Annotated in this window: 14 protein-coding genes; 6 read left to right on the plus strand and 8 right to left on the minus strand. The window is 64.5% G+C overall.

What is annotated here, in order from left to right:
• Positions 1-6 precede the first annotated feature (6 nt).
• Together hisF and BTN82_RS01460 are read left to right on the plus strand one after the other, a co-directional pair.
• Positions 7-777 carry an imidazole glycerol phosphate synthase subunit HisF gene (gene hisF / locus BTN82_RS01455; RefSeq protein ID WP_075117404.1) on the plus strand — a complete coding sequence of 257 codons (771 nt, stop codon included), beginning with the start codon at positions 7-9 and terminating at the stop codon, positions 775-777.
• Positions 778-881: 104 nt separating this feature from the next.
• On the plus strand, positions 882-1637 hold the full coding sequence (locus BTN82_RS01460; protein ID WP_075117405.1) for a substrate-binding periplasmic protein: 756 nt from the start codon (positions 882-884) through the stop codon (positions 1635-1637).
• Positions 1638-1688: 51 nt separating this feature from the next.
• Here the strand turns inward: BTN82_RS01460 and BTN82_RS01465 are convergent, their stop codons facing one another.
• From BTN82_RS01465 to gpmI, 4 genes are all read right to left on the minus strand, one after another.
• Positions 1689-2447 carry a divergent polysaccharide deacetylase family protein gene (locus BTN82_RS01465; protein WP_075117406.1) on the minus strand — a complete coding sequence of 253 codons (759 nt, stop codon included), beginning with the start codon at positions 2445-2447 and terminating at the stop codon, positions 1689-1691.
• A gap of 163 nt (positions 2448-2610) precedes the next feature.
• Positions 2611-3921, minus strand: coding sequence for a S41 family peptidase (locus BTN82_RS01470; RefSeq protein WP_075117407.1), 1311 nt, complete (start codon positions 3919-3921; stop codon positions 2611-2613).
• Positions 3922-3952: 31 nt separating this feature from the next.
• Entirely contained in the window at positions 3953-5239 is a 1287-nt protein-coding gene (locus BTN82_RS01475) for a murein hydrolase activator EnvC family protein (protein WP_075117408.1), read from the minus strand.
• Between the two features lie 136 nt (positions 5240-5375).
• Entirely contained in the window at positions 5376-6905 is a 1530-nt protein-coding gene (gpmI, locus tag BTN82_RS01480; protein ID WP_075117409.1) for a 2,3-bisphosphoglycerate-independent phosphoglycerate mutase, read from the minus strand.
• A 151-nt stretch (positions 6906-7056) separates the two neighbouring features.
• Between gpmI and BTN82_RS01485 the strand changes: the two genes are divergently transcribed.
• The 3 genes from BTN82_RS01485 to secB are packed head-to-tail and all read left to right on the plus strand — an operon-like array spanning position 7057 to position 8265.
• On the plus strand, positions 7057-7470 hold the full coding sequence (locus tag BTN82_RS01485) for a rhodanese-like domain-containing protein (protein WP_075117410.1): 414 nt from the start codon (positions 7057-7059) through the stop codon (positions 7468-7470).
• A gap of 1 nt (position 7471) precedes the next feature.
• Positions 7472-7726 carry a glutaredoxin 3 gene (gene grxC / locus BTN82_RS01490; protein ID WP_075117411.1) on the plus strand — a complete coding sequence of 85 codons (255 nt, stop codon included), beginning with the start codon at positions 7472-7474 and terminating at the stop codon, positions 7724-7726.
• A 56-nt stretch (positions 7727-7782) separates the two neighbouring features.
• Positions 7783-8265, plus strand: coding sequence for a protein-export chaperone SecB (gene secB, locus BTN82_RS01495; protein WP_075117412.1), 483 nt, complete (start codon positions 7783-7785; stop codon positions 8263-8265).
• A 197-nt stretch (positions 8266-8462) separates the two neighbouring features.
• Here the strand turns inward: secB and BTN82_RS01500 are convergent, their stop codons facing one another.
• Complete coding sequence (locus tag BTN82_RS01500) at positions 8463-8918, minus strand: tRNA (cytidine(34)-2'-O)-methyltransferase (RefSeq protein ID WP_075117413.1); 456 nt, start codon at positions 8916-8918, stop codon at positions 8463-8465.
• Between BTN82_RS01500 and BTN82_RS01505 the strand changes: the two genes are divergently transcribed.
• Entirely contained in the window at positions 8917-9357 is a 441-nt protein-coding gene (locus BTN82_RS01505; RefSeq protein ID WP_075117414.1) for a hypothetical protein, read from the plus strand. The genes BTN82_RS01500 and BTN82_RS01505 overlap by 2 nt on opposite strands.
• Positions 9358-10093: 736 nt before the next feature.
• On the opposite strand, the gene ntrC is transcribed toward BTN82_RS01505, so the two are convergent.
• The 3 genes from ntrC to BTN82_RS01520 form a co-directional block, all read right to left on the minus strand.
• A complete protein-coding gene (ntrC, locus tag BTN82_RS01510) occupies positions 10094-11530 on the minus strand; it encodes a nitrogen regulation protein NR(I) (protein ID WP_075117415.1) in 1437 nt (478 codons plus the stop codon).
• On the minus strand, positions 11527-12612 hold the full coding sequence (glnL, locus tag BTN82_RS01515) for a nitrogen regulation protein NR(II) (RefSeq protein WP_075117416.1): 1086 nt from the start codon (positions 12610-12612) through the stop codon (positions 11527-11529). Before glnL ends, ntrC begins: the two co-directional genes overlap by 4 nt.
• Positions 12613-12973: 361 nt before the next feature.
• Complete coding sequence (locus tag BTN82_RS01520; RefSeq protein ID WP_075117417.1) at positions 12974-14398, minus strand: MFS transporter; 1425 nt, start codon at positions 14396-14398, stop codon at positions 12974-12976.
• Positions 14399-14575: the final 177 nt, after the last annotated feature.

Consider the following 14575-nt stretch of genomic DNA (forward strand, 5'->3'; position numbering starts at 1 on the left):
CTCACCATGGCGCTGGCTAAACGCATCATCCCTTGCCTGGACGTGGACAACGGCCGGGTGGTCAAGGGCGTCAAGTTCGAGAACATCCGCGACGCCGGCGACCCGGTGGAAATCGCCCGGCGCTACGACGAGCAGGGCGCGGACGAGATCACCTTTCTCGACATCACCGCCAGCGTCGACGGCCGCGACACCACCTTGCACACTGTCGAGCGCATGGCCAGCCAGGTGTTCATCCCGCTGACCGTGGGCGGCGGCGTGCGTAGCGTGCAAGACATCCGCAACCTGCTCAACGCCGGCGCGGACAAGGTTTCGATCAACACCGCGGCGGTGTTCAACCCCGAGTTCGTCGGCGAAGCGGCGCAGCATTTCGGCTCGCAGTGCATCGTCGTCGCCATCGACGCGAAGAAAGTCTCCGGCCCGGGCGAAACCCCGCGCTGGGAGATCTTCACCCACGGCGGACGCAAGCCGACCGGGCTGGATGCGGTGGAGTGGGCGAAGAAGATGGAAGGCCTGGGGGCCGGCGAGATCCTGCTGACCAGCATGGACCAGGACGGCATGAAAAACGGCTTCGACCTGGGCGTGACCCGCGCCATCAGCGATGCCCTGGGCATTCCGGTGATCGCCTCGGGCGGCGTCGGCAACTTGCAGCATCTGGCCGACGGCATCATCGAAGGCCACGCCAGCGCAGTGCTGGCGGCGAGCATCTTCCACTTCGGCGAATACACCGTTCCCGAGGCCAAGGCCTATATGGCGCACCGCGGCATCGTGGTGCGCTGATCCGGCACGCAAAGTCGCCGCACGGGCGGCTTGCGTAGCGGCCACTGGACAGCATGGCGGGCTCGCGGCACTCTTGAGCACGCCATGGATTTCGGTAGCCCGTCATGTTCAAACGTCTGCTTCTTGTGCTCGCCAGCGCTTCGCTACTTTTCGCCGCCAGCGCTCGCGCAGCGCAAACGTCCGGCCCCTCGCTGGTGCTGCTGACGGAAAACTTCCCGCCTTACAACATGGCCAAAAACGGCAAGAACTTCGCCCAGGGCGAGAATATCGACGGCATCGCCGTGGATATCGTCCGCGAAATGTTCAAGCGTGCCGGGATCAACTACAGCCTGACCCTGCGCTTTCCCTGGGAGCGCATCTACAAGCTCGCCCTCGAACAGCCGGGCTACGGCGTGTTTGTCATGGCGCGGTTGCCGGATCGGGAACCGCTGTTCAAATGGGTCGGCCCGATCGGTCCGGACGACTGGGTCATGCTGGCCCGTGAGGACAGCAAGATCACCCTGCAATCCCTGGAGCAGGCGCGCCAGTACCGGATCGGCGCCTACAAGGGCGACGCCATCGCGCAGACCCTGGCCAAGCAAGGCTTGAATCCGCTGGTGGTGCTGCGCGACCAGGACAACGCCAGGAAACTGCTCGGCGGCCAGATCGACCTGTGGGCCACGGGCGACCCCGCTGGGCGCTACCTGGCCAGACAGGAAGGCGTGACCGGGCTCAAGACCGTGCTGCGTTTCCACAGCGCCCAGCTGTACCTGGCGCTGAACAAGGACGTGCCGGACGCAACGGTCGCCAAGCTCCAGGCCGCGCTGGACCAACTGCGCGAGGAAGGGCTGGTGGACGAGATCATGGGGCGCTATCTCTAACCGCTTCCTGTAGCCGCAGCCTGCGGCAGCGGTTACAGGGGCGATGAGGTCCTAGCGGTAGACCCCATCCTTGCCATGCCCCGCCATCGCCTTGTTGCTGCGCACGCTGATCATCAATTTGATATCGATCCAGTCGATGCCCTGGGCCTTGAGCTTGGGCAGCTCGCGTTCGAGCACGGCCAGGGTCTGCGGGTAGGGGTGGCCGATCATCACCGCCGAACCCTGCTTGCGCGCCAGGTTGATCGCGGTCTGCAACTGCGTGGCGATGGCCGCCTCGGTGCGTTCGTCGTCGAGGAACACATCGCGGGAGACGCTGGCCAGGCCGATCTTCTGCGCTTGGGCGGCGGCCACGGTCTGGGCGCTGGTGCGGCTGTCGAGGAAGAACTTGTGGCGACGCTGCAACTCGCCCATCAGCCAGGCCATGGCCTGGGGCTGGGAGGTCATGCGGCTGCCCATATGGTTGTTGATGCCGCTGGTATAGGGCACGGCCTTGAAGGCGGCGTCCAGGCGTTTTTCCAGTTCTTCGATGGGCAGCTCGGGGTGCCAGGCGAAGGGGCCGGTGGCCGGGTCCATGGGCATGTGCAGCATGACGATCTTGCCGGCGCGATGGGCCTCGCGGGCGAATTCGGCGGCGTGGGGCGTGTCGGGCATGATCGCCGTGGTCACCGGGCCCGGCAGGGCGAGGACGCGTCGGTCGCGGGGCAGGTTCTGCCCGAGGTCGTCGATGATCAGGCTCAGGTAGGCCTTGCGCGGCGCGGGTTCGGCAGCCTGGGGCGTGGTGAAGGCGAGGAGGCAGAGAAGCCCGAGCATGAGCGTCCACGGCAACCGTGAGCGGGGTTGGCGTTGGCGGGTCATGGGGATTTGACGCATAAGGTTCGGTAAGACCTTGGTGGGTGTGGCGATTATCAGGACGCTATCGCGAGCCAGCTCGCTCCTGCATCTACAGGAGCGGGCTTGCTCGCGACGGGGGCCATCACTTGCTGCGGGTGATGCTCAAGCCCTTGAGCAGGCTCAGGGCCTGGGCCAGTTGGTAGTCGTCGTCCTGCGGCATCGGCTTGGGCTTGCTGCCGGAGGCGGTCGGCTTGTCGGCGCCGCCGTTGCCATTGCCCAGGTGGCCTTGCAGGTCGGCTTCCTTGAAGTACTCGGTGTCCTGCGCCTCGCTGGTGATCTTGGCGCGGCGCACCTCGATGTCCGGCACGATGCCCTGGGCCTGGATCGAGCGGCCGTTGGGCGTGAAGTACAGCGCGGTGGTGATCTTCAGCGCGCGGTCGTTGTTCAGCGGCAGCACGGTTTGCACCGAGCCCTTGCCGAAGCTGGTGGTGCCCATCAGCACCGCGCGTTTCTGGTCTTGCAGGGCGCCGGCGACGATTTCCGAGGCCGAGGCGCTGCCGCCGTTGATCAGCACGACCATCGGCACCGCTTCGCTTTCGTCCTTGCCGGTGGCGGAGAAGCGCAGTTCGGAGTTGGCGATGCGGCCCTTGGTGTAGACGATCAGGCCCTTGGTGATGAAGTGGTCGACCACTTCCACCGCCGCCTGCAGCACGCCGCCCGGGTTGTTGCGCAGGTCGAGGACGATGCCGCTGAGTTTCTTGCCGTTGTCCTTGCGCAACTTGGCCAGGGCCTTGGAGACCTCCTCGCCGGTCTTGACCTGGAACTGGGTGATGCGGATATAGCCGTAGCCCGACTCCAGCAGCTGGCTCTTCACGCTCTTCACCTGGATGGTGGCGCGGGCCAGGGTCACGTCGAACGGCGCGCCGCCGTCGCGTACCAGGGTCAGGGTGATTTTCTGGCCGATCTTGCCGCGCATCTTGTCCACGGCTTCGGTCATGCTCTGGCCGCGGGTCGGCTGGCCGTTGATCTTGACGATCAGGTCGCCGGCCTGGATGCCGGCCTTGGAGGCCGGGGTGTCGTCGATCGGCGACACCACCTTGATGATGCCGTCTTCGGCGCCGACTTCGATGCCCAGGCCGCCGAACTCGCCGCTGGTGCTTTCCTGCAGCTCGGCGAAGTCCTCGGGGCCCAGGTAGGCCGAGTGCGGGTCAAGGTTGCTGAGCATGCCCTTGATGGCGTTCTCCAGCAGGGTCTTGTCGTCGACAGGCTCGACATAGGCGGCCTTGATCCGGTCCATGACCTCGGCGAAGGTGCGCAGCTCTTCGAGCGGCAATGGCGCCTTGGTGGTCGTGGCCGCTGCCGATTGAGCGGTTTCGGCGGCGAATGCCAGGGGCGCGCCGATCACCAGAGCGATCGTCAGGGCCAGCGAGGTGAGGCGGGACAAATGCAGCATGTCGAACGAACTCCTGAATGAGATGGCGCGCTTATCCTTGCGCGCGGCACCATTGTGCCGGGTCGCTTGGGCGGCCCTGCTGGCGAATGGCGAAGTACAGCGCAGGCGTGTCCTGTCCGCCACTGCTACCGACAGTGGAAATGGACTCGCCGGCCTTGACGATATCGCCCGCTTCTTTAAGCAGCGTCTGGTTGTGTCCGTAGAGGCTCAAGTAGCCGTTGCCATGGTCGAGGATCACCAGCAGGCCGGCGCCGCGCAACCAGTCGGCGAACACCACGCGACCGCCGTGGACGGCATGCACCTGGCTGCCGGCCGACGCGCTGATCATGACGCCGTCCCACTTGGTTCGGGCATCGTCGCCGCGAGTTTCGCCAAAGCGTGCCAACAGTCGACCGTCAACCGGCCATGGAAGTTTTCCCCGGGATGAAGCAAAAGGGCCTCCATAGGAGGCGCCAGCGCTGGAAACCAGGGGGCCGGGCACGGCTCGGGGCGGCTTGCGCGGGCTGTCGCCGGCATCGGCCTGGGCCTCACGCAAACGCTTTTTTTCGGCTTCCTGCTGGGCGATCAGCGCTTTCTGCCGCGCCTCTTCCGCCTCGCGGGCCTGGCGTGCCAGGGTTTCCTCGATGGTCTTGAGTACTTTGCCCAGGTCGGCCTGGTCCTGCTCGCGGGCCTTGAGCTTGTCGCCGCGGGCCTTCACGTCGTCGTTGAGCTTGGCCAGGGCCGACTGGCGTTCCTTGCGGACCTTGCCGAGTTCTTCGCGCTGGGTGTCGAGGCTGCTTTTCTGCACCAGCAACTGGGCTTGCTGCAGCTCGATTTCCTTTTCCACGTTGGCCAGCTGGCGCAGGGTCTCGTTGAAGTTCTTCAACTGCTCCAGGCGGGCCTGGCTCAGGTAGTCGTAATAGGTGAGGGTACGGGCGAATTTTTCCGGATTCTGCTGGTTGAGCAGCAGCTTGAGGTACTCCTGGCGGCCATTCTGGTAGGCCGCGCGGGCCTGGATGGCGATCAGTCGTTGCTGTTCAACGCGCGCGCTCTGGAGTTTTTTTTTCTCCCCATCGAGACGCTCGAGCTCGGATTCGCTTTTCTTCAGCTCTTTTTGCAGGGCATCGACCTGCTTTTCCAGCTTGCCCATCTCGGTTTCGGTGCCGCGCAGGTCTTTCTGCACGCCGGACTTTTCTTCCTGCAGCTTGCCCAGCAGCTTTTTCAGCTCGGCAATATCCTGACGCGTGGCGTCCAACTGCTGTTGGGTTTGCGCGCGCTCGTCGGCGAAGGCCGGCTGGAGCAGGCAGATCAGTGCAAGGGTAATCAGGGCGCGAAGCATAGAGGCGGGCGACACCAGGGAAAGGGACGGCCTAGTATGCCCGCCCCTCGCCGCAAAAAAAACGCCTCAAAGCCAACTGCTTTGAGGCGTTCGTCATAAAAAGCCGTTTCTGGCCCTTTATTGGCACTCTTTGATATCAGACCAGTATCGAAGTGCCAGTCATTTCCGCCGGCTGCGGCAGGCCCAGCAGCTTGAGCATGGTCGGCGCCACGTCGGCCAGGACCCCGCCTTCGCGGACTTTCAGCGCGCGCTTGCCGACATAGATGAACGGCACCGGCTCGCTGGTGTGGGCGGTGTGGGCCTGGCCGGTGGAGGCGTCGGACATTTGCTCGACGTTGCCGTGGTCGGCGGTGATCAGGGCTTCGCCGCCGACCTTTTCCAGGGCGTCGACGATGCGGCCGACGCACAGGTCCAGGCACTCGACGGCCTTGACCGCGGCGTCGAACACGCCGCTATGGCCGACCATGTCGCCGTTGGCGTAGTTGACCACGATCACGTCGTAGCGCTGGTTCTCGATGGCTTCGACGATGCGGTCGGTGACTTCCGGGGCACTCATCTCCGGCTGCAGGTCGTAGGTGGCGACTTTCGGCGACGGGATCAGGATGCGTTCTTCGCCCGGGAACGGCTCTTCGCGGCCGCCGGAGAAGAAGAAGGTCACGTGGGCGTATTTCTCGGTCTCGGCGATGCGCAGCTGGGTCTTGCCGTTTTTCGCCAGGTAGTCGCCGAGTACGTTTTCCAGGCTGCCCGGGGCAAAGGCCGAGGGCGCCGGAATGCTGGCCGCGTATTGGGTCAGCATGACAAAACCGGCCAGTTTCGGCTGGCGCGCGCGCTCGAACTCCTTGAAACCGTCTTCGACGAACACCCGGCTCAGCTCGCGGGCGCGGTCGGCGCGGAAGTTCATGAACACCACGGCGTCGCCGTCTTCGACCCGCACCGGCTCGCCGAGGGTGGTGGCCTTGACGAATTCGTCGCTTTCGCCGCGCTCATAGGCGGCTTGCAGGCCTTCCTGGGCGTTGGCGGCGTTGAATTCGCCCTGGCCGTCGACGATCAGGTTGTAGGCCTGGGCCACGCGGTCCCAGCGGTTGTCGCGGTCCATGGCGAAGTAGCGGCCGACCAGGCTGGCGATACGGCCCTTGCCCAGGGTGCGGAAGGTTTCGTCCAGCAGCTCGATGGACGACGTGGCGCTCTTGGGGGGGGTGTCGCGGCCGTCGAGGAAGGCGTGCAGGTAGATCTTCTCGGCGCCGCGCTTGAAGGCCAGCTCGGCCATGGCCACCAGGTGGTCCTGGTGGCTGTGCACGCCGCCGTCGGACAGCAGGCCGAGGATATGCACGGCCTTGCCGGCGACCACGGCTTTGTCCACCGCCGCGCAGATGGTCGGGTTCTCGAAGAACTCGCCGTCGCGGATGGCTTTGGTGACGCGGGTGAAATCCTGGTACACCACGCGGCCGGCGCCGAGGTTCATGTGCCCGACTTCGGAGTTGCCCATCTGGCCGTCCGGCAGGCCGACATCCATGCCCGAACCCGAGATCAGGCCGTTCGGCACGCTGGCGCACAGGCGGTCGAGGACCGGCTTCCTGGCCGCGTAGATAGCGTTGGATTCGTGGCTCTCGCTGTGACCGAAGCCATCCAGGATCATCAGGACCAAAGGTTTAGGCGTGGTAGTCATAGATTCCACTCGTGGCTGGATTGGGAGAAGTTGGAAAAAGGGAGTGGCAGTTTAAAGTGAAGTTCCACCGGAGTCACCGCCGGGCGGGGTTTGGCCGACCAGAGCGGCTGTGTATACTGGCCGACATTTTAACGCCCTGGAACCTCCTTAGATGGTTGCTCACCTGATTCAATTCGCCACAGAACACTACCTGCTCGTCGGTGCCTTCGTCATTCTGCTGGCCCTGTTGATCGCTCACGAACTGAGCCGCGGCGGCCGCAGCCTCAGCACCCGCGAACTGACCGCGCTGGTCAACAATGAGCAGGGCGTGGTGATCGACATCCGTCCGTCCAAGGACTTCGCCGCGGGCCACATCGTCGGCGCGTTGAACATCCCTCAAGACAAACTGGCCGCCCGCGTGGGCGAGCTGGAAAAGCACAAGGCCAAGACCATCATTCTGGTCGACGCCCTGGGTCAGCACGCCGGCACCCACGCCCGCGAGCTGATGAAGTCCGGTTACACCGCCGCCAAGCTGTCCGGCGGTGTCGGCAGCTGGAAAGCCGACAACCTGCCGCTGGTGAAGTGACATGGTCGCCGTCGTCGTGTATTCCAGCGATTACTGCCCCTACTGCTCGCGGGCCAAGTACCTGCTCGAGAACAAAGGCGTAGCCTTCGAGGAGATCAAGGTCGACGGCAAGCCGCAGGTCCGCGCCGAAATGGCCCAGAAAGCCGGGCGCACGTCGGTGCCGCAGATCTGGATCGGCAGCACCCATGTGGGCGGTTGTGACGATCTGTTCGCCCTGGAGCGCGCTGGCAAGCTCGACGCGCTGCTCGCGGCCTGACGGACTTCCCCACGTTCAGCAAACCCTACTAGACCCGAGATCAAGAAGGATCTGAGATGACTGACCAACAGAACACCGCTGCCACCGAAGACGAATCCGCACCGCAATTCTCGCTGCAGCGCATCTATGTGCGTGACCTGTCTTTCGAAGCGCCGAAAAGCCCGGCGATCTTCCGCCAGCAGTGGGAGCCGAGCGTCGGCCTGGACCTGAACACCCGTCAGAAGGCCCTGGAAGAAGGTTTCCATGAAGTCGTGCTGACCCTGTCGGTCACCGTGAAGAACGCTGACGAAGTGGCGTTCATCGCCGAAGTGCAACAGGCCGGTATCTTCCTGATCAAGAACCTGGACGACGCTTCGATGAGCCACACCCTGGGCGCGTTCTGCCCGAACATCCTGTTCCCGTACGCGCGCGAAGCGCTGGACAGCCTGGTGACCCGCGGTTCGTTCCCGGCCCTGATGCTGGCTCCGGTGAACTTCGACGCACTGTACGCGCAAGAGCTGCAGCGCCTGCAGGCTGCCGGTGAAAACACCGTTCAATAAGCGGTTTGTGCTGCATGAAAAAAGCGCCGTTAAAGGCGCTTTTTTCATGCTCGGGCCCTGGATTTCAACCTGACGCCGAACCCTGTAGCCGCTGCCGAAGGCTGCGCCAAGGTCCGAAAGACCTTCCGAGGCCCTCAAGGGCAGCGCCTGCTACGCAGTCGTGCGCAGCCTGCGGCAGCGGCTACAGAGCGTTTTGGCTATTTGAAGCCCAGCTGGCGCCAGGCTTCGTAGACGGCCACCGCCACGGTGTTGGACAGGTTCAGGCTGCGGCAGCCTTCGCGCATGGGCAGGCGCAGGCGCTGTTCACCGGGCAGGGCGTCCAGCACCTCGGGGGGCAGGCCGCGGCTTTCCGGGCCGAACAGGAAGGCATCGCCTTCGGCGAAGCTGGCATCGTGGAACGGCCGCGAGCCCTTGGTGGTGAAGGCGAACAGGCGCGGGTGGCCAAGGCTTTCCAGGCAGCTGGCGAGGTCGGCATGGCGTTGCAGGGTGGCATACTCGTGATAGTCGAGGCCGGCCCGGCGCAGGCGCTTGTCGTCCATTTCGAAACCCAGCGGCTCGATCAAATGCAGGTGGCAGCCACTATTGGCGCACAGCCTGATGACATTGCCGGTATTCGGCGGAATTTCTGGTTGAAAAAGGATGACGTGAAACATGCACGGCTCCGAAGAAAAAGACAGGCCGCATTCTACGCCGGAAGCCGGCTCCAGGCCGCAGCTAATGCTGCGGGTATTCGGCTCGCTGGCGATAGTTGGCGTGATGGTGGGGCTGATGATCGGCCGCCTCACCAACCCCGACCCCACCGAGTTGCAGGATGTGCAGGTCGAGCCCAATGGCCTGGTGGTGTGGTTCAACAACGAGCCCAAGGTCCATGGCGAGCATGTCGACGGCGCCGTGGCACTGCTGTTCGAGGCCAGCGGCCGGGCGCAGAAGGGCCAGTTGAAGATCAACGACAAGGACGCCAACTGGCGGGTGCGGGCGGCGCAGGAGGGGTTGCTGCTGAACGTGGTCGCGGCGCGGGCCCTGCACGGCGAGTGGTCGGGCCGCGAGGTCGATGGGCGCTGGCGTCTGGAGCTCCAGCTGCGCGAGGAATAAAAGAGGGGATTCCCGGCCTGCCTGTACCAAGGTCCCCAAAAGCGTCGGGCCGCGCGTGGGTCGCGCCGGGCCGGGTGTAAAGCGGGAAGTCCCCGGCCTGCCTGTACCGGGGTTCCCGAAAGGGAGGGTCCATCGCCATCGGCGTTGGGCCCGGTGTAAAGAGGGAATCCCCGGCCTGCCTGTACCAAGGCTCCCTAAACGGGCGGGCTCGTCGCTCTGAGCGTGATGAGCCCGGTATTAAAGAGGGAATTCCTGGCCTGCCTGTACCAGGGTTCCCGAAACGCTTGGAACCCGTCGCTGCGAGCGGTAGGGGGTCCGGGTGTAAAGAAGGGGATGCTCGGCCTGCCTGTACCAAGGTCCCCAAAACGGCTGAGTGACTGCACTCGTGAATGTGTTATTGCAGGGGGCGTGCCAATTCTCGCTTGAACGATTAAGCCGATTTTTGAAAAAGGCTGAAAGCCCCGGATTACGGGGCTTTTGTCGTTTCGCGGATGAGGGTTTTCAGCAGGAGCCACAGCCGCCCGCAAGAAAGTCCCGGGGCTGATCGGGCCTTCAGGCAGTGCAGGCTCACCATTACGGTGCACAAAAAGCCTCGGACCTTTCATACGCTGGCGCCTGTAGCCGCTGCCGAAGGCTGCGATCGACCCCGCAGGGGGCGCCGTTCTTGAAGGCCTCGAAGGTCCTGCGGACCTTTGCGCAGCCTGCGGCAGCGGCTACAGGGATGGTGGGGCGGGAGTTAACCTTCGTCGCTGTCCTCGTCGTCCCCGCCGTCGACTTTCATCCCCAGCTCCTTGATCTTGCGGGTCAAGGTGTTGCGGCCCCAGCCCAGCAGCACGGCGGCGTCGCGGCGACGGCCGGCGGTGTGCTTGAGGGCGGTCTCGATCATGATCCGCTCGAAGCTCGGCACCGCGCTGTCCAGCAGGCTCGACTGGCCGCGAGCCAGGGCCTGGTCGGCCCACTGGCGCAGGGCCTGCTCCCAGTTGGTCACTGGCGCCGAGTCCTGGGGCAGGCTCAGCAGCTCCGGCGGCAGGTCGCTGATATGCACTTCGCGCCCCGACGCCATCACGGTGATCCAGCGGCAGGTGTTTTCCAGCTGGCGCACGTTGCCCGGCCACGGCAGGTTCTTCAGGTATTCCTCGGTCTCGTTTTTCAAGAGCTTGGGCTCGACGGCCAGCTCCTGGGCGGCGCGGCCGAGAAAGTGCCTGGCCAGGGTCGGGATGTCTTCGCGGCGGTCCGACAGGCGCGGGATATGGATACGGATCACGTTCAGGCGGTGGAACAGGTCCTCGCGGAACTTGCCGGCGTGCACCAGGGTTTCCAGGTTCTGGTGGGTCGCGGCGATGATCCGCACGTCGACCTTGACCGGCGTATGCCCGCCGACCCGGTAGAACTCGCCGTCGGCCAGCACCCGCAATAGGCGGGTCTGGGTATCGGCCGGCATGTCGCCGATCTCGTCGAGGAACAAGGTGCCGCCGTCGGCCTGCTCGAAGCGCCCGCGGCGCAGGTTGGCGGCGCCGGTGAAGGCGCCTTTTTCATGGCCGAACAGCTCGGATTCCATCAGGTCCTTGGGGATCGCCGCCATGTTCAGCGCGATGAACGGCGAGGCCGCCCGCGGGCTGTGGCGGTGCAGGGCGTGGGCCACCAGCTCTTTGCCGGTGCCGGATTCGCCGTTGATCAGCACGGTGATATTGGAATGGCTCAGGCGACCGATGGCGCGGAACACCTCCTGCATCGCTGGCGCTTCGCCGATGATTTCCGGGGTACTGGCCAGCGCCGGGACCACTTCCAGGCCTTGCTGCTCCTGGGCGTGCTGGTTGGCGCGCTTGACCAGCGACACCGCTTCGTCGACGTCGAACGGCTTGGGCAGGTACTCGAAGGCCCCGCCTTGATAGGAGGCGACAGCGCTGTCCAGGTCGGAATGCGCGGTCATGATGATCACCGGCAGGCGCGGGTGCTGTTCGCGAATCCGCGCCAGCAGGTCCAGGCCGCTGGCGCCGGGCATGCGGATATCGGAAATGATCACGTCCGGCTGCTGGCGGGCCAGGCGGCTCATCACCCCATCGGCGCTATCGAAGCTCTGGGTGGTCATGCCTTCCTGTTGCAAGGCTTTCTCCAGGACCCAACGGATAGAACGGTCGTCATCGACGATCCACACGGTTTCACTACGGCTCATGTCGATGGGGCTCCTTGTTCCAGTGGCAGAAAGATCGAGAAGGTGGTGTGGCCGGGATGGCTGTCGCACTCGATCAGGCCCTGGTGCTGGCTGATGATGTTCTGGGTAATGGCCAGGCCCAGCCCGGTACCGTCGGGGCGGCCGCTGACCATGGGGAAGAAGATGGTTTCCTGAAGCTCCGCGGGGATCCCCGGGCCGTTGTCGATGATCTCGATCTTGGTCACCAGGCGGTGGCGCACGTGGCCGATGGTGAACTGGCGCATGGCACGGGTGCGCAGGCTGATGCGCCCCAGGCGCAGCTCGTTCTGGCTGCTGATGGCCTGCATGGCGTTGCGCACGATGTTGAGCACCGCCTGGATCATCTGTTCGCGGTCGATCAATACGTCGGGAATGCTCGGGTCGTAGTCGCGCACCAGGGTGATGCAGCCCTGGCTTTCGGCTTCCACCAGGCTGCTCACGCGCTCCAGCACTTCGTGCACGTTGCACAGGGCCAGCGACGGCAGCTTGTTGGAGCCGAGCATGCGGTCCACCAGGTTCCGCAGGCGGTCGGCCTCTTCGATGATGACGTTGGTGTAGTCCTTGAGGTGCTCTTCCGGCAGCTCGCGGGCCAGCAGCTGGGCGGCGCCGCGGATCCCGCCGAGGGGGTTCTTGATCTCGTGGGCCAGGCCGCGCACCAGCATCTTGCTGGTTTCCTGCTTGGACAACTGGGCCTCTTCCTTGGTGATCCGCAGCAGGCGATCGCGCGGGTGGACTTCCAGCAACAGCAGGGTGTCGCCGTTGCTCAGGATCGGCGTCACCGCGTAGTCCACGGTCAGGGTCTGGCCGGTCAGCGCGGTGAGCATGGCTTCGCGCTTGGTGAACGGATGCGCCTGTTCCACCGCCTGGCGCAGGGAGCTCAGGGCTTCGGCCGATTCGGTGAACAGCTCGCTGATGAATTGCCCGTGACTGCGTTGGCCGCTGATGGCCAGCAACATTTCCGCCGCCGGGTTCATGTACTCAAGGCGCAGGTCGGCGTTGAGCAGGATGGTCGCGGTGGTCAGGTTGTCGAGTAGCAAACGGTGCAGTGGATCGCTGATGGTCATGGGTAGATGTTGACCTCTTTTGAAGCAAGGCAAGCCGGGGCCGGTCCCGGATTGCGCGCGCGGATAAAGCGCTGATAGCGGGAAAATGCAAAAACCAAACCAAGGCTCCGAAAAGAAGCGCGCGAGCCCTGAAACAGCCGTTTGAAGTGCTATTACGCAGCATTCGCACAGCGTTGCTGGGTAGTTTCGAACCAAAATGGGCTGTCGGATGGGTGAAGGTGCAGTTGAATGCACCAATATAGTGCGGTTTTTCCCGTGGCGCGCTAAAGAATAGCCGGCAGGGCGCCGGGCAGAAGGAGGGTGGGGGCAAGGCAAAAGGCCCGCTTGCTGGCGGGCCTGGGGGCTGGAGTCGGCGGGCGGGTCAGTGGGCGGGCTGGGCCTTCTGGTCGATCTTTTGCTCGATGCCCGGCCGCGGCATGGCGGAGGTCGCGCTGGTCGGCGCGGCCTCGGGGCCCAGGGCCAGTTCGTCGGCGTCCGCCTGTTCCGCGGTGGACAGCTCGGCGGCGTTGTGGCCGATGCGCTTGAGCAGCAGGAGCATGCACGCCAGGGACACCAGGGCATAGCAGGCCGAGGCGATGGCCACGCCGAGAATGCTCCCGGTGTTGTTGAGGATGCCCTGGGCCAGCACCGGCGTGGCGCCGCCCACCAGCAGCGAGCACAGCTGATAGGAAATCGACAGCCCGCTGTAGCGCACCCGGGTCGGGAAGGCACGGGCCAGGATGCCGCCGACGGCGCCGTAGAACATCGAGTGCGGCACGGTGGCCAGGCACATGCCGAGCACGGCGATCCAGTAGACGCCGGTTTCCACGGCGAAGAACATCGCCGGCATCAGCAGGAACTCCGGCAGCACCATCAGCACCACGGCCTTGCGCATGTCCATCCGCGACACCAGCACCGCGCCCAGGGGCTGGGTGATGAACTGCACGACGAGGGCGATGACGATCACGCTGAGAAAGGTGCCCTGGCTGTAGCCCAGTTCCTTGGTGGCCCAGGACAGGGCAAAGGTGCTCTTGAAGTAGGTGACATGGATGATCGGCAGCACCCCGGCGCCCAGCAGGACCAGTTGCCAGTGATCGCGCAGGACTTCGAGGATCGGCAGCTTGACGGTCTTTTTCTGCTGGATCAGGCGCTTCATGTCGTCCGACTCTTCGAGCTTGAGGCGGATCACCATGCCGACGATGACCAGCGCCGCCGACAGCAGGAACGGAATGCGCCAGCCCCAGAGCAGGAAGTCCGGCGCGGGCAGGGCGCTCAAGCCGAAGAACACCAGGGTCGCCAGCAGGTTGCCGGCCGGCGAGCCCTGTTGGGCGAACGCCGCGTACAGGATGCCTTTGCCCTTGGGCGCGCTTTCGCTGGCGATCAGGATGGCGCCGCCCCATTCGCCGCCCACCGCGATGCCCTGGACGATGCGCAGGACCACCAGGGCGATCGGCGCCCAGATGCCGATCTGCAAGTAGCTGGGCAAGAGGCCGATGCAGGTGGTGGCCACGCCCATCATGATCAGGGTGATCACCAGCGTGGTCTTGCGGCCGATCTTGTCGCCCAGGTGGCCGAAGATGATGCCGCCGACGGGGCGGGCGATGAAGCCGGCCCAGAGGGTCAGGAACGACAGCAGGGTGGCGGTGCCGGGAGGCAGGTCGGCGGGGAAGAACACCTTGCCGAAGACCAGCGCGGCGGCGATGCCGTAGGCGTAGAAGTCATACCATTCGATGGTCGTGCCGATGAACGAAGCGATTCCCGCCTTGCGGGCTTTCTGGTGCGCGGCAGCGTGCTGGGCGGCATTCATTATTCAATTCCTGCATGTTGTTCTTGTTATTTGCGCCCAGGGAAGCGGTCTGCTGACCGCCTCGGATAACTCGTTGCACGAACGGGCGCATCACGTATTTGCAAGGTCCGACGGCACGGAGCCTATACAGGCAGGAATGAAAAAAATAATGATTAAATCTTATTGTGTGATACGGGA

It is taken from the genome of Pseudomonas chlororaphis (assembly GCF_001921865.1).
Lineage (GTDB): Bacteria > Pseudomonadota > Gammaproteobacteria > Pseudomonadales > Pseudomonadaceae > Aquipseudomonas > Aquipseudomonas chlororaphis_D.

What these genes read in the sequence shown, in the direction of transcription:
- BTN82_RS01470 (WP_075117407.1), bottom strand. Translation starts at nt 3,921, where the DNA reads ATGCTGCATTTGTCCCGCCTCACCTCGCTGGCCCTGACGATCGCTCTG.
- BTN82_RS01460 (WP_075117405.1), top strand. Translation starts at nt 882, where the DNA reads ATGTTCAAACGTCTGCTTCTTGTGCTCGCCAGCGCTTCGCTACTTTTC.
- BTN82_RS01505 (WP_075117414.1), top strand. Translation starts at nt 8,917, where the DNA reads ATGCACGGCTCCGAAGAAAAAGACAGGCCGCATTCTACGCCGGAAGCC.
- ntrC (WP_075117415.1), bottom strand. Translation starts at nt 11,530, where the DNA reads ATGAGCCGTAGTGAAACCGTGTGGATCGTCGATGACGACCGTTCTATC.
- BTN82_RS01475 (WP_075117408.1), bottom strand. Translation starts at nt 5,239, where the DNA reads ATGCTTCGCGCCCTGATTACCCTTGCACTGATCTGCCTGCTCCAGCCG.
- glnL (WP_075117416.1), bottom strand. Translation starts at nt 12,612, where the DNA reads ATGACCATCAGCGATCCACTGCACCGTTTGCTACTCGACAACCTGACC.
- grxC (WP_075117411.1), top strand. Translation starts at nt 7,472, where the DNA reads ATGGTCGCCGTCGTCGTGTATTCCAGCGATTACTGCCCCTACTGCTCG.
- BTN82_RS01465 (WP_075117406.1), bottom strand. Translation starts at nt 2,447, where the DNA reads ATGCTCGGGCTTCTCTGCCTCCTCGCCTTCACCACGCCCCAGGCTGCC.
- BTN82_RS01500 (WP_075117413.1), bottom strand. Translation starts at nt 8,918, where the DNA reads ATGTTTCACGTCATCCTTTTTCAACCAGAAATTCCGCCGAATACCGGC.
- BTN82_RS01485 (WP_075117410.1), top strand. Translation starts at nt 7,057, where the DNA reads ATGGTTGCTCACCTGATTCAATTCGCCACAGAACACTACCTGCTCGTC.
- BTN82_RS01520 (WP_075117417.1), bottom strand. Translation starts at nt 14,398, where the DNA reads ATGAATGCCGCCCAGCACGCTGCCGCGCACCAGAAAGCCCGCAAGGCG.
- gpmI (WP_075117409.1), bottom strand. Translation starts at nt 6,905, where the DNA reads ATGACTACCACGCCTAAACCTTTGGTCCTGATGATCCTGGATGGCTTC.
- secB (WP_075117412.1), top strand. Translation starts at nt 7,783, where the DNA reads ATGACTGACCAACAGAACACCGCTGCCACCGAAGACGAATCCGCACCG.
- hisF (WP_075117404.1), top strand. Translation starts at nt 7, where the DNA reads ATGGCGCTGGCTAAACGCATCATCCCTTGCCTGGACGTGGACAACGGC.